We start from the raw sequence: 14,072 nt of genomic DNA on the forward strand, positions 1-14,072 counted from the left end.
TGAATGTTCTTATTATTAGTATGGCCTAGCCCGGATGGGAGTGGCATCCTTTTATGGCAGGGTTTGCCATAAAAGATATAACGGACAGCTGGAAATTGCTCCTAATTACTAATCTGACCATCAACCATAACCAATTTTCTGTCGGCCATATTAGCCAGTTCTTCATTGTGTGTTACGATTACAAATGTTTGCCCGAACTCATCACGAAGCTGAAAAAACAATTGATGTAAATTTTCTGCAGAATGGGTATCTAAATTTCCTGAAGGTTCATCGGCAAAAATAACATCTGGTTTATTGATTAACGCTCTCGCTACAGCAACTCGCTGCTGTTCTCCACCTGAGAGTTCGTTTGGCTTATGATTAATACGATGTGATAATCCTAAATATTCGAGTAATTTTTTAGCTTCAGCTTCGGTTTCAGATGGCTTTTTGCCGGCAATATAGGCAGGAATACACACGTTTTCGAGAGCTGTAAACTCAGGTAAAAGCTGATGAAACTGAAAAATAAAACCTAAATTGAGGTTTCTGAATTTGGATAAAGCTTTGTCATTCAGTCCTAAAATGTTTTCTCCGTTGATGACAAGAGAGGTTTCGGTTCCTTTTCTTTCGGGTTTGTCTAAAGTGCCTAAAATATGTAACAAAGTAGTTTTTCCTGCACCTGAAGCACCCACAATTGAAACAATTTCTCCTTTTTGAATATGCAAATCAACGCCTTTTAAAACTTCAAGTTTATCATAGAATTTATGTATATTTTTTGCGTGTATCATCTGGAAACTGTTTTTACAAAGAAACAAAGATTCTATGGATATTAAAAAGGTGTAACAGAATTTTAAGAATCTAAATTTTTAAGCGGTATGTTTATTGATATGGGAATTCAGAAATTAATTCAAATAATAAAATAATTTCACTGTACGAATTATTTTTAATTTTGAGTATAACTAAATCAAGAGTATCATGCAGAACCTAAATGTTGCAGAGGATAATAGAATTTCGAAACTATTGATAGGATTGCTGTTAGACGGAATTGGGATGATTTCATTCAGTATTCCATTTTTAGGAGAGTTCTCGGATGTGATCTGGGCTCCGGTAGCAGCCTTTATCATGTCCAGAATGTATCGAGGCAGAGTGGGGCGGGTGGCAAGTATTTTGACTTTTATAGAAGAAGCACTGCCATTTACGGATCTGATTCCATCATTTACAATTACCTGGATCTATACGTATTTTTTTCAGAAAGGAAAAGAGTAAAATAATAAATGGCAACTTATAAGGTTGCCATTTATGTAAAAAAAACTATAAAAAAACTAAACTTAGTGAACAATAATTTTTTTGATATGCAATACTTCTTTTGTCTTTGGGTCGGTAAACTTTAAAATAAAAACACCTTTTGATTTTAAATTAATGTTCTCCTGAGTTTTTCCGGTAATGTTTCTTTTCACTACTTCTTTACCCAAAATATCAAAGATTTTAAGCTCTGCATCACTGTCGTTTTCCATTAAAACTGAAAAAGAACCGTTGTTTGGTACAGGCCAGACACTAAAAGAGGTCTTTTCCTGAACCGGCTTTTCTATTGAAAGAGTAGAACTGTATCCACTTACAATATTTACTTTACGTGTCATACTAGCTCCTTCATTATCTGTAACAGTAAAATCGAAAGAGCATAAACCTGTTGCGTTTGGTGTAAATGCTGCAATGTTTCCATTAAGTGTTGCATTTCCGTTTACAACATTTGACAGCGAATAATTGACTCCACTTGTAAAACCCCTCGAAAGTTTCTGAATATCAATATCTATTTTATTTCCGGTAGGAGAATCATAATGAGGCAGGGACATCCATTGTAAGTATTTGTCTAAATTAGTATATCCGTCTAAGTCTGCATCAGCATTAGAATCTGAAAAATCTCCAGTCCCCGAATTTACATTTGTTCCATGAATGGTTTCCCACCAGTTTGGTAATCCGTCCTGATCTGTATCCCAATTTGCATCTCTGACAATTTCAGGGTAGGTTTCGTATCCGCCAACATCAGATTCATTGTCAGGAAATCCTGGTTTATTGGTTACGCTTCCTCTGTAAGTATACGTTCCGTTTAAAGTTTCTGTAATGATTCTCTCGTCATGCTCATCAAATTCAGGCTGAATACATCCAACATCAGATAGGACAATTTTATAGGCCGTTTTAGCAGATTGTGTAGTTACGTATGAAGGAAAGAATGATGTGCTGACAAAATTATCGTAAGTATTAGTAGCTCCATTTTTATACGTAGATCTTCTTCCAATAGTTTGATTGCTTTCGTCAAAATAGCCCGGCATTACATTTCCATTAAAATAGCATCGTTGCATTCCTGTTCCAACATTTTCGTTATCTGCACTAAATGCAACAAAAATTTTAGATCCCGCACCAGGTTTGTAATAATTATTTACAAAATTCACTTCTTTAGTTCCCCCATCTGTTGTTCTGGACCCCCAATTGTAAACTACATTATTGGTAATATCCATTCTGCCAGAATAAAAACCACTACCATCTAATCCTCCTCCTAAACTCCAGTTACGACCATAGCAGTGTGCTAAAAGGTTGTGGTGAAAACTTCCAATATCACCACCAATTGTCGCAGCATAACCGTGCTCGGTTCCGGCAGGGTAATTTTGATGCCCTGCCGCATTCAATGCTTCAGATATTAATGTTTTTTGTAATGTAATGTTTTTTCCTCCACGTGAACTAAAAGCTTCGTCGATTGTCCAGCTGATAGAACAATGGTCAATTATACTATTATCGGCACCAGTTAGTCCCATACCATCAAAAGTTTGTCCGCCTCCTAATCTCACTCTTATGTTTTGAACGATAGCATCATTTCCTGTAATTCCCAGAGGAGCTTTACGAATGCAGATTCCTTTTCCGGGAGCAGTTTGCCCTGCAATTGTGACGTAAGGCTGATTTGATACTAAACGGGATTCAAGCTGAATGATTCCAGATGTGTTAAAAACAATGGTTCTTGGACCTATATCATTGGTAATCGCTTCACGTAAGCTTCCCGGACCACTGTCATTTAGGTTGGTCACCGCTACTACTTTTCCGCCTCTTCCGCCACGGGCAAAGCGGCCATATCCTTCTGCACCTGGAAAGGCAAGCTGGGCAGGGCGAAAACGCCATACGTCACCTTTAACTACATCGTTATTTGCTAAAACTTCATCTACACGCCAATAATATGTAGTTCCTGTATATAATCCATTTGCCTGATATGTGGAGTTTTCTTTGGTTTGATTTCCTTTGAATTGTGGTGATGCTGTCGATGCGGACTGTACCGAAACTACATCCGTTCCAAAATATACATTTTGAGAAACTGTACCGGCAGATGCAGTCCATGATAAGGTTTTGTTGCCAGAAGTAAGCTCAACATGCTCATCGTTTTGCCAGGGAGCAGGATTTGTTGCTTTAAGTGCAATATTCGAAGTATTTAACTCAATACCGTTAATCACTATGTTTTTTTGAGTTTCATTTCCAGATGTTTCGGCTTCAAATGTTATAACAATCACATCACTGGTTGCATTAGACTGAAATTTTAGATATGCAGATGTAGCATCTGAAGTTTTTGTAGCTCTGACACTGGGAATTAAATTATCAAAAACTAAGTTGCCATTCAAAGTGATATCAATAGGGCTAAAGCTTATTGTTGGACTGTCAACGGCATTTAAGTAAACTAATAAAGTATGATTTCCCGCAGGCAGACCGGTAATTTTTAATTCTATTTTAGCACCTTTATTTGCAGGATTTACAGGAATTGAAGAAATATCTTTTACAGTAAGTCCATCGCAGACTAATCTGGCATAATACGGAGACAGTATACCTGCTTTGTACCAATTGGAACTTAAAGTCTCTCCATACTTTCCTAGTTTTGATACCGTAAATGTTATTCCATTAATTGTTTTTGATTCGGTAAGATTGGGCGAGGGGTCTTGACTATTAGGTGCTCTTAAAAACCATGAAGTATAATCAGGATCACTTACTTCGGGAGATTGTCTTCCTATTTGATCAAAATCAATTTTGACTATCGGATTTTGGGCAAAGATTTTTGTCGTTGACAATGCAAGGCACGCCACTGCCATTACAAACTTTATTGTATTGTTAAACATTTTGATAGGTTTGGTTAGTTAGTAAAGATGTAATCTTATAATTGTAAAGATTGTTAATCATTAGAAAAAAACTGTCCTGTCCTGTCCTGTTATGGTTGTGTTTATGGTAATATAAGGAGGGTATTTTTTTGTATTTCGTATATTTATTCTTAAAAAATGCTTATGTTTTCAAGTGTTTTGCAAAATGTACTTTTAAGAATATTTCCTCATTTGACAATACAACCGTTCTGTGTGATTGAAAGAATAATATTAAAAAAATAACTGAAAACAGTTTTTTTGTGTGAAGGTGTTTTGTTTTTTAGAAAGGTATAATTCGCTAAGGGTGATGATAAAAGTGAAGAAAAGTCTATTTTTTAAACAAAAATCCTAAGCCTAAGCTTTTAAGCATTTTCTTTTCGAAATTCCAAAAAAAGTTAAATTGTCCAAAAAGAGTTCCTATTGCAACCAAAAGAACCTGATAAATAGGGAAGATAATTATTAAGCGAATAAGAGTAAACCATCCGCCAAAATCTTCTTTGGTGATGTTAAGCCATTCGCAAAAAGGTCTGGACAACCATGCAGATGCCGATCCGGTGATGGCAAAAACAATAAATATAATGACAAGTTGAAAATTAGAGGTTACACCCCAGCGCTGCTTTAATCGATTCATTTTTTTGTATGGAATGATTACAAATATAATAACATTATCTGGAAGGGACGTAGCCTGCCAGCTTTTGTTTGTAAGTATTTTGAAAATAAATCATATAATTGTAAATCAGGTAGTTTACCTCGTATCCATAGTTTATATTAGGATCATAATCTATTCTCATTTCGTATAAATTAGGATTGTAACGCTGAGGTTGTAAAACCCTGTTGTTCCATTCTGTGACATACAGCTGGTTTTTGATTTCGAGATAAGACTGGGAATAATAATTTCTGGGATAAGCCTGTGAAGCCAGCCAAAAGTTGAAGCCATTGTCAATAATGATAACTTCGTATTCAAGAGAGTCATTTGCAATGCGTATAGTGTCGCTTAAAGGTGTTTTTGATGTATTGTCTGAAGAAGCAATGTTTTTTTTTGAGGCAGTAGAACATGCTACTCCTGTCAAAATAATTAGTAATATGTAAACACTTTTTTTCATAACCTGAAGTTTGAACTCAAATTTACAAATAATTGAAGAAGGAGTTTGGGTATTTAACAATTTGTATGGAAGATAAAAGTCTACGGAATCTCTAAAATCTATTTTCTGAACCAAAAGAATAAAAAAAGCTGTTTTTAGTATTTTTAAAAACAGCTTTATAATTTTAAGATTAATGTTTTAAGATTACTTTCCAAATAACTTGCCAAGCAGACTTCCAAATCCTCCTTTTTTTGAAGCAATAGCGACGGCATCTGCGACATCAACTTTGCCATCTGCATTTTGGTCAAGCCCGAATTGCATTCCGTATTTTGAAATCGTATCCATAATACCCGAAGCCTGGCCGCTGTTTCCTGTGACTGCATTTATAATGTCTGAAATCTGAAAACTTCCATCATTAGGATCTTTGGCTTTGTTTACCAGTGAATTTAAAATCTGAGGAATCATACTTCCTGCAACACCTGAAGATGTCTCGCTGCTTAATCCAAATTTCTCGCCTAAATTACCAGATAATTGCTGGCTCAGCTGTTGTACAACAGGATTCGAATTATCAATCGAATTACCCTTAAACAAGGCTGCTAATTGTTCTCCGCCACCTTCTGAAGCGATTTTTTGGAGTCCTGAAAAAATAGAACTGCTTGTTTCGTTCATAACATTTTCGTTTTGGTCATTTGGAATGGCGCTGTTTTTTACGACAGCATCTCCTCCGAATTGCTGTACTAACTGGGTTAATTGTTCAAGCATGATTTTAAAATTAGGTTAGATTTACAACTCAAATTTAATTAAAAAAAGAAAGGGGATTTATTAAACAGCGTTAATAAATCCCCTCAAAAATATTTAATTATAATTTTAGCTTAACAAAGTAATGATTTGTGAAGCTAATTCTGTACCAATTCTGTCTTGTGCTTCTCCTGTTGCAGCTCCGATGTGAGGAGTCAAAGAGATTTTCGAATGCATTAAAATGGCCATTTCAGGTTTTGGCTCGTTTTCGAAAACGTCTAATCCTGCAAATGCCACTTTTCCTGAATCTAAGGCTTTTACAAGAGCTACTTCATCAATAACGCCACCACGTGCGCAGTTTACGATTCCAACACCATCTTTCATGATTTCGAATTCTTTCTCACCAATGATGTAACCGTCCTGAGCAGGAACGTGTAATGTAATGAAGTCTGATTCTTTTAATAATGATTCCAATGATTGAGGAACGATTGTAGTTGTGATAGACTGACCATCAAAAAACTCCACTTTTACATCTACAGACGGAATAAATCCATCAGCAGCAATCACTTTCATGCCTAAACCAAGAGCCATTTTTGCAGTTGCCTGACCAATACGCCCAATTCCAACAATACCTAATGTTTTTCCTCTTAATTCAGTACCATTTGCATAAGCTTTTTTCAAACCGTCAAAATTTGAATCACCTTCCAAAGGCATATTTCTGTTAGAATCGTGTAAAAAACGAACACCAGAAAGTAAGTGTCCAAATACTAATTCAGCAACTGATTCTGAAGAAGAAGCAGGAGTGTTAATTACATGAATTCCTTTGCTTTTAGCATAATCCACATCGATATTATCCATACCAACACCACCACGTCCGATGATTTTGATACCAGGACAGGCATCGATAATATCTTTACGTACTTTAGTTGCACTACGCACTAAAATTACGTCAACATTGTTTTCATTGATAAAGTTAGCAACTTGTTCCTGAGCTACTTTTGTAGTGATAACTTCAAATCCACCTTTTTCTAGAGCTAGAATTCCGCTTTTAGAAATTCCGTCATTGGCTAATACTTTCATTTTTTTTAATATTTAAAGATTGAAAAATTTAATAATTAAAATGTTCAATCTGAATTGTTTGAATAGTGAAACAGAATGATTAAGTCAGATAATCTTTTAATCATTCAATCTTTTAATTTTTTTAAATTTTGGTTTCCAAAGCTTTCATTACATCTACTAAAACCTGTACGCTTTCAATAGGCATAGCGTTGTAAATTGAAGCTCTGTAACCGCCTACAGAACGGTGTCCAGGTAATCCTGAAATCCCGGCTTCTTTCCATAACTTATCAAATGTTTCAGTGTGGTCAGCATTGTTAAGTAAGAAAGTTACATTCATATTAGAACGGTCTTCCACATTTGCAGCACCTTTGAATAATGGGTTTCTGTCAATTTCATTATAAAGCAATTCTGCTTTTGCGTTGTTTAATTTTTCAACAGCAGATACACCGCCTTTTTCTTTAATCCATTGTAATGTTAATAGTGAAACATATACTGCAAATACAGAAGGGGTATTGTACATACTTTCTGCTTTGATATGTTTACTGTAATCTAACATACTAGGAATTGTTCTTCCGTTTTTGCCTAAGATTTCTTCTTTAACAACAACTAAAGTTGTTCCTGCAGGTCCCATGTTTTTTTGAGCTCCTGCATAGATTAAGTCGAATTTAGAGAAATCCAATTCACGTGAAAAAATATCAGAACTCATATCACATACAACAGGAATATTTGTTGTTGGGAATTCTTTCATTTGGGTTCCAAAAATGGTATTGTTGCTCGTACAGTGAAAATAATCTGCATCAGCCGGTATTTCATAACCTTTTGGAACATAAGTGTAATTATCGTCTTTTGAAGAACCTACGATAACGGTTTCTCCAAAAAGTTTAGCTTCTTTGATGGCTGCTGTCGCCCATGTTCCCGAATCTAAATAAGCTGCTTTTCCATTTTCTTTCATCAGGTTGTAAGGAGCCATTAAAAATGCTGTACTTGCTCCACCTTGTAAAAATAAGGCCTGGTATCCTTTGCCTGTCAAACCTAATAATTCTAAAGCCAATGCACGGGCTTCATCCATAACAGCAACGAAATCTTTGCTTCGGTGCGAAATTTCAAGAATTGATAATCCTGAATTATTAAAATCTAATACGGCTTTTGATGCTTTTTCAAAAACTTCCTGAGGTAAAATACTTGGTCCTGCGCTGTAGTTGTGTTTTTTCATGGTATAGTTAATAGTCCAAATTTTTAAAAACGCAAATTTCGGGAATACAAGCCGAAAAACCGTTAAATTATTCGCAATAATTATAAATTTTTACCCTATGTTATTAACAAAAACGATATAGTATCGACGTTGTCTGCATAATCCCATAATTGCGGAGTCTGTGTTTTTCCGAATGATATGCTGTTTTTAATCAGGTTATTGCTTACAATGCACTGAATTTGTTCAGATTCTGCTTCAAGACGTTTTTCGAGATCTTCTATATTTTCGTAAAACTCATAAAAAACGCTTGAAATAGGAGAAGCGTAACTAGAATCTTCTTTTATGGTTAAAAAGCCATTGTCCAGTAATTTGAAATTACTCATTAAAAAGACAGCTTTATTATAGTCATAATTATTAGCATATTTTTCGTAATGAATCACATCCTGATATTTGAAAATAGCTTCAAAAAAAGCATCAAACTCATACTCTTTCGGAACAAAAAGTTTGGATACATTACGGCATCCCAAACCGAAATAGCGAAAAATATCTTCGCCTAAAGCTTCCAGATCTTCTTTTGTTTCTTTGCCGTTCAATACCGCAACAGAATTTCTGTTTTTGCGAATAATGGATGGCTTGTCTTTAAAATAATACTCAAAATAACGGGCAGTATTATTGCTTCCCGTAGCGATTACGACATCAAAATTCTCTAATTTGCCTTCTGCGAAAGTGATTTTGTCTTTTAGACTTTCGTCAGTAAAAATTAAGTACCTGGCTAAAAAGGGTAACAAATGCTGGTCATTTGAAGATGTTTTTATCAAAGCTTTATTTCCGGTAATTAAAACCGATAAAAAATCATGAAATCCAACTAGTGGAATATTTCCGGCTAAGATTAAAGCTACTGTTTTTTCTTTTTTATTGTTTTGAGAAAATTCAGATTCGTACTTTGAAAGCCATCTGTCAATATTTTCTTCAGTCAAAGCATCAGCCCATGATTTTATTGCGAAATATACTTGTTCAGGCGTATACCATCCGTTATGGGATTGAGAAAGCTGAATGAGTTTTATAAAATCATCAAAAAACAAATCATTACCTGAAACAGATTCGTTTTGAGTGTTTTTTTCTTCTGAAAACTGACTCAAAAACCGACCAAGTGCTATAAAAGATTGTTTTTTTTCGTTTTGTAACATAAGTAATTTGTTTATGAAAGGTTTTGATTGTAATTTTGCACAAAAATAAGCTATATTAAGTTATAAGGCAAAGCAGAATAAAATGTTTGTGAGATCTTATAATTTTTAACTCGTAACCAAGAATAAAATGGCAATAATTATAACCGACGAATGCATCAATTGTGGGGCTTGTGAACCAGAGTGCCCAAATACAGCAATTTATGAAGGAGCTGATGACTGGCGATATAAAGACGGAACAAGCCTTTCAGGAAAAGTAGTTTTACCTGACGGAACAGAAGTTGACGCAGATGATGCCCAGACACCAATTTCTGACGAAATATACTATATTGTTCCGGGAAAATGTACAGAATGTAAAGGTTTTCATGATGAACCTCAGTGTGCTGCTGTATGTCCTGTAGATTGTTGTGTACCAGATGATAACCACGTAGAGGATGAAGAAACCCTGTTGAACAGACAGGCATTTTTGCATGGAGAATAATATTTTATTTTAACGATATAAAAATCCTGATTTTCAAATTCAGGATTTTTTTTTCTCTTGATTTTTAATATGATAGAAGTTATTTCTTTGATTTTTAATGTTTTATTTTTTTAATGAATATTAATTTATTGACGGAAATTTAATACTTTAGTTGAAAATTTAATAACACTTATGAAGAAACTGATACTTTTATTGGTTATTTTTTTTAATTTAAGTCTTTTTGCGCAGGAAGCAGTATATTCTGTATTTGTAAAAGATATAGAAACTTTGCAGCCTATAGAGAATGCAACAGTTTTTATAATGAAAACTAAACAGACCTTGATTACTAATAAAGAGGGTAAAGTAACTTTTGTATTAAATGGCGCTTCAAATGTTCAGGTGTCTGAAACAAATTATGAAAAACTAACACTTCGGTGGGCAGCTTTAAAAGAAGATCAATTTGTAGTTTATCTTAAAAACAGCCATAATAAATTAGATGAAGTAGTTGTTTCAAATGAAAATCCTCAAAAAATCCTTCAAAAAATTGTATCTAATTCTAGGCAAAAATTAGCTGCGTCTTATCGGTTAAAGGTATACGTCCGGGAGTTTTTTTTGTTGGATAACAAATACTCTTATTATAATGACGGCCTTGTGAATTTTCAGTTTTCTGTCAATCAGAAAAAAGCAACTACCACATTACTGGTGGAACAAAACAGATCCTACGGTTTGCTGGAAACAGATATCAGTGCCGATTTGATGGGATACAATTTGAATAGAATTATGGAGAATTATTCAAATTTAAGCTATTTTGAGCCACTCTTGGATTCAAAAACTAAAAAAGAATACAACTTTACTACCAAAGGACATCCGAACAATAAAAACTACTATATAATGTCTGTAGTGCCCTTAGAAAATGCAAAAACGGCATTAGATACTTATGAAATACTTTATGATCCCGAAAAAAAGCTGATTATAGAATTTAGCGTTATTATTGAGCCAAAAAATTTGGCAGAAATAGCGGAAAATGAAAAAGTGGGATCAAAAAATGTTACAAGATCCATTGTAAAAGTTACTTACAGAGTTGACGGTCAGGATTATTATGTTTTAAATGCAAATGAGGAAATAGGTTATGACCTGGTTTTAAAAGAGGAGATAAAAAACATTCAGGTTCGTAATAGTTTTATAACAACCAATTTCAACAGGCAAAATTTTACTTATAAAGAAAGTGATGTTTTTAAAGAGAAATCACTTTTTAATAAAAAGAACAAAGTCCTGACTAAATATTGGGATATTTCCGGATTTACAGCTACAGATGAAGAAAAAGGAATTATTGATTCATTAGAATTTAAGTTATAGTTTTTTAACAAATAACAGATTGAAATAAAAAAAACCTGAGTTGTTGCTCAGGTTTTTTGCTTTATATTTTTAGGATTAAAAATTAAATCCAAGCCTTGCATAGTAATAAGCTCCGCTGAATCCCATTTGTACAGCATCCCAATAACCTCCTGCTTCAACCCAGTCATCTTGTTGGTCAGGATAAACATTTAGTAAGTTATTGGCACCAATACTTAATTTGGTTGATTTAGAGAGTTTAAAACCTAAAGTCAAATCTGTTACTATTTTTGCGCCATAAGTATCTGTCGCAGCTCTCTTTTGGTTTGCAAATACCTGCTCATCAGTTTCAGACGGATCAGTTCTGTAATCCTCAGGATCTTCATCCATTTGATAATCTAATAATTTTACTTCGCTGAATCTGGTAAATGCCAGTCCTGCATCAAACCATTTTCTACCGTAATTTAGGTTCAGACCAAATTTATTTGGTGGAGCAGAAGCAAGTAAAAAAGCTTTGTCACGCTCTCCAAAAAAAGTTTTTTCATCTAAATTGCCATTTTTTACTTTATCGATTTTCATATCATTGATGTTTCCAACCAAAGTGGCTCCAAATCGATTTTCATTAATTGTTTTTTTCCAGGCCAAAACCACATCAAGGCCTGTTGTTTTTGTATCTACGCCATTTACGAAAAATTGTGCTTTATCAACATTTGTTCCCAAATGAGATGCATCAAAGTAGCCTGTTAATACAATTCGGTCATCTACATTGATAAGATAACCATCAACAGTTGCAGTAAAATCTCCATAATTAGCCGTAAATCCTAATGATGCGTTAAATGCTTTTTCTTCATTTAATTTCTGGATTCCAAAAGCTCTTGTAATTTCACTGTCATTTGGAGCTAATAAAACTTCTGTTGCACCTGCAGAACTAAAATTGGTAAAACGTAAATTATAATAAATCTGTGCTAGAGAAGGCGCACGGAAACCAGTGCTGACAGAACCTCTTAAGTTAATTTTATCTGTGATTTTAAGTCTTGAGGCCAGTTTTCCGTTTACGGTGCTTCCAAAATCGCTGTAATTCTCGTAACGGATGGCGCCACTTACCATAAAAGCTTTACTAACATCTAATTCGGCATCGGTGTATAAGGAGAAGTTAGTACGGTTTTCATTTACTTCGTTTGCCGGACTATATCCCGGGAATCCCTGAGAACCTCCGGGACGTGGTTCTCCGGAAATTGGGTCAATCGGAGCACTTTGTGTAGTTGGATCAGTAATCGGATTGCCGTTTGTATCGTAGGTCGCATAAGAACCTTCTTCCCCGGCAAAAATTTCAAATTGTTCCACTCTGAATTCGGCTCCAAAAGCTAAATTTAAACCTCCAAGAATGTCTCCATAATTTTTAGAAAGATCAATATTGGTAGTGTTTTGAAGCAAACTATGGCCTCCTGCATCAAATTCTGTAGGAGAATTTTCTTCGAGTGAAGCATTTAGAGTTCCTTTTATGTCGTAATGAAATTTATTTTTCCCTAAAGTATTGCTAAAATCCCATTTCCAGCCTCCGGAAGTTTCGGTTTTGATTCCGGCAGCGATGGAGTTGTCATTGATTTTTGAGGTAATCCTTGGGGTATAGCCTCCAGGATAAATTTCCTCTACAACTCTTTCTCCATCATTTCGGGTAAAAGCATAAGCGTCAGTATCCCTAAAGTTGCTTCCTCCAAAAGCATAAAATTGAGTTTTATCAGAAATTGGAATAGCAAAATTTACAAATAAGTTTACACCCTGAATAGAAGCTTCGCCAAAACCTTTTCGAAAATCAAATCCAGGACGTAAAGTTTTGTTTTTGTTTAAAAATTCTCCTGTAACATTTACGTAACCACCTTTTGTGCCAATTGGAACGCCATAATTAGCAGATACTTTTACAGAGCCGCCATCAAAATCCTGATCTTTACCAAAAGAATTTCCATTTCCGTTTTGGTCTAATCTATATCCTTTTGTATTGGCAGTTCCTTCAGGGAAATCACCTTTTGCGTCGGTATTAAATGCTCCGTACGTTATTGCGCCGGTAAATTCTTTTACATTATCATTGGTTACAATATTGATAACTCCGGCAATGGCATCAGAACCATATTGGGCAGCGGCTCCGTCTCTCAGAATTTCAATCCTTTTGATAGAAGCAGCCGGAATTGCATTTAAATCGGTTCCGGTATTTCCACGTCCGCGTGTTCCAAATAAATTAATTAAAGACGATTGATGCCTTCTTTTTCCGTTAATTAAAACCAAAGTCTGATCTGGTCCCATCCCTCTCAAAGAAGCAGGATCAACGTGATCGGCACCATCAGAACCGGATTGTTTATTGGCGTTGAATGATGGAGCAACATATTGTAATAATTCATTAATTTCCAGTTTTCCGCTTTGCGTGGTAACCTCTTTTACATTAATAACATCAATAGGAACAGCCGAATTTACTACAGTTCTTTTAGCACTTCTCGAACCCACGACTACAACATCGCTCAATACCTGACCGCCGCTTTCGTCGAGAACAACCTCTATTTTACTGCCTGAAGCGGGCTTTTCTACAGCTGCATATCCGACATAAGTAAAAATTAAAGTGGCTCCTTCTTTTACTTTAATACTGAAGCTACCTTCAAAATCGGTAGAAACTCCGTTTGTTGTTCCTTTTTCGACAACATTTACACCAGGCAGAGGAGCGCCTGATTTGTCTTTAACGGTGCCCGAGACTTCCTTTTGGGCAAAAAGAAAAGCTGAATTTATCAGAAATAAAAATAATGCAATCTTTTTCATGGTTGTGTAATTTTTTGGTTTGTTTTGGTTCTTTGTTTGTTATAAAAATACTGTTTTTTAACAAAAGGTTGGTAAAAAGTT

The 14,072-nt window shown here is 34.9% G+C and carries 12 protein-coding genes; 3 read left to right on the plus strand and 9 right to left on the minus strand.

Going from position 1 to position 14,072, the window contains the following annotated elements; all coding sequences use genetic code 11:
- Positions 1 to 101: 101 nt before the first annotated feature.
- A complete protein-coding gene (locus AAEO57_RS16840; protein WP_341694200.1) occupies positions 102 to 767 on the minus strand; it encodes an ABC transporter ATP-binding protein in 666 nt (221 codons plus the stop codon).
- A 187-nt stretch (positions 768 to 954) separates the two neighbouring features.
- Here AAEO57_RS16840 and AAEO57_RS16845 point away from each other — a divergent pair, with 187 nt between their 5' ends.
- Positions 955 to 1,245: a hypothetical protein gene (locus tag AAEO57_RS16845; RefSeq protein WP_341694201.1), complete on the plus strand. Its 291-nt coding sequence runs from the start codon at positions 955 to 957 to the stop codon at positions 1,243 to 1,245.
- A gap of 62 nt (positions 1,246 to 1,307) precedes the next feature.
- Here the strand turns inward: AAEO57_RS16845 and AAEO57_RS16850 are convergent, their stop codons facing one another.
- From AAEO57_RS16850 to AAEO57_RS16880, 7 genes are all read right to left on the minus strand, one after another.
- Positions 1,308 to 4,124 (minus strand): T9SS type A sorting domain-containing protein, encoded by a 2,817-nt coding sequence (locus AAEO57_RS16850; RefSeq protein WP_341694202.1) that lies wholly within the window; start codon positions 4,122 to 4,124, stop codon positions 1,308 to 1,310.
- A gap of 346 nt (positions 4,125 to 4,470) precedes the next feature.
- Positions 4,471 to 4,773, minus strand: coding sequence for a DUF6787 family protein (locus tag AAEO57_RS16855; protein WP_341694203.1), 303 nt, complete (start codon positions 4,771 to 4,773; stop codon positions 4,471 to 4,473).
- Positions 4,774 to 4,807: 34 nt separating this feature from the next.
- Complete coding sequence (locus AAEO57_RS16860) at positions 4,808 to 5,245, minus strand: DUF6146 family protein (RefSeq protein ID WP_341694204.1); 438 nt, start codon at positions 5,243 to 5,245, stop codon at positions 4,808 to 4,810.
- Between the two features lie 183 nt (positions 5,246 to 5,428).
- Positions 5,429 to 5,986 carry a hypothetical protein gene (locus tag AAEO57_RS16865; RefSeq protein WP_341694205.1) on the minus strand — a complete coding sequence of 186 codons (558 nt, stop codon included), beginning with the start codon at positions 5,984 to 5,986 and terminating at the stop codon, positions 5,429 to 5,431.
- 105 nt (positions 5,987 to 6,091) lie between these two features.
- Positions 6,092 to 7,042 (minus strand): D-2-hydroxyacid dehydrogenase, encoded by a 951-nt coding sequence (locus AAEO57_RS16870; protein ID WP_223681553.1) that lies wholly within the window; start codon positions 7,040 to 7,042, stop codon positions 6,092 to 6,094.
- 121 nt (positions 7,043 to 7,163) lie between these two features.
- On the minus strand, positions 7,164 to 8,234 hold the full coding sequence (gene serC / locus AAEO57_RS16875) for a 3-phosphoserine/phosphohydroxythreonine transaminase (protein ID WP_341694206.1): 1,071 nt from the start codon (positions 8,232 to 8,234) through the stop codon (positions 7,164 to 7,166).
- A 95-nt stretch (positions 8,235 to 8,329) separates the two neighbouring features.
- Positions 8,330 to 9,400 (minus strand): acyl-CoA reductase, encoded by a 1,071-nt coding sequence (locus tag AAEO57_RS16880; RefSeq protein ID WP_341694207.1) that lies wholly within the window; start codon positions 9,398 to 9,400, stop codon positions 8,330 to 8,332.
- A 127-nt stretch (positions 9,401 to 9,527) separates the two neighbouring features.
- Here AAEO57_RS16880 and AAEO57_RS16885 point away from each other — a divergent pair, with 127 nt between their 5' ends.
- Together AAEO57_RS16885 and AAEO57_RS16890 are read left to right on the plus strand one after the other, a co-directional pair.
- Positions 9,528 to 9,878, plus strand: coding sequence for a 4Fe-4S dicluster domain-containing protein (locus tag AAEO57_RS16885; RefSeq protein WP_320566847.1), 351 nt, complete (start codon positions 9,528 to 9,530; stop codon positions 9,876 to 9,878).
- Positions 9,879 to 10,049: 171 nt separating this feature from the next.
- Positions 10,050 to 11,213: a peptidase associated/transthyretin-like domain-containing protein gene (locus AAEO57_RS16890; protein WP_341694208.1), complete on the plus strand. Its 1,164-nt coding sequence runs from the start codon at positions 10,050 to 10,052 to the stop codon at positions 11,211 to 11,213.
- A 75-nt stretch (positions 11,214 to 11,288) separates the two neighbouring features.
- Here the strand turns inward: AAEO57_RS16890 and AAEO57_RS16895 are convergent, their stop codons facing one another.
- Positions 11,289 to 13,991, minus strand: a complete 2,703-nt coding sequence (locus AAEO57_RS16895; protein ID WP_341694209.1) for a TonB-dependent receptor — start codon at positions 13,989 to 13,991, stop codon at positions 11,289 to 11,291.
- Positions 13,992 to 14,072: the final 81 nt, after the last annotated feature.

The sequence above is a fragment of the Flavobacterium calami genome, assembly GCF_038290035.1.
Classification (GTDB): Bacteria; Bacteroidota; Bacteroidia; order Flavobacteriales; family Flavobacteriaceae; genus Flavobacterium; species Flavobacterium calami.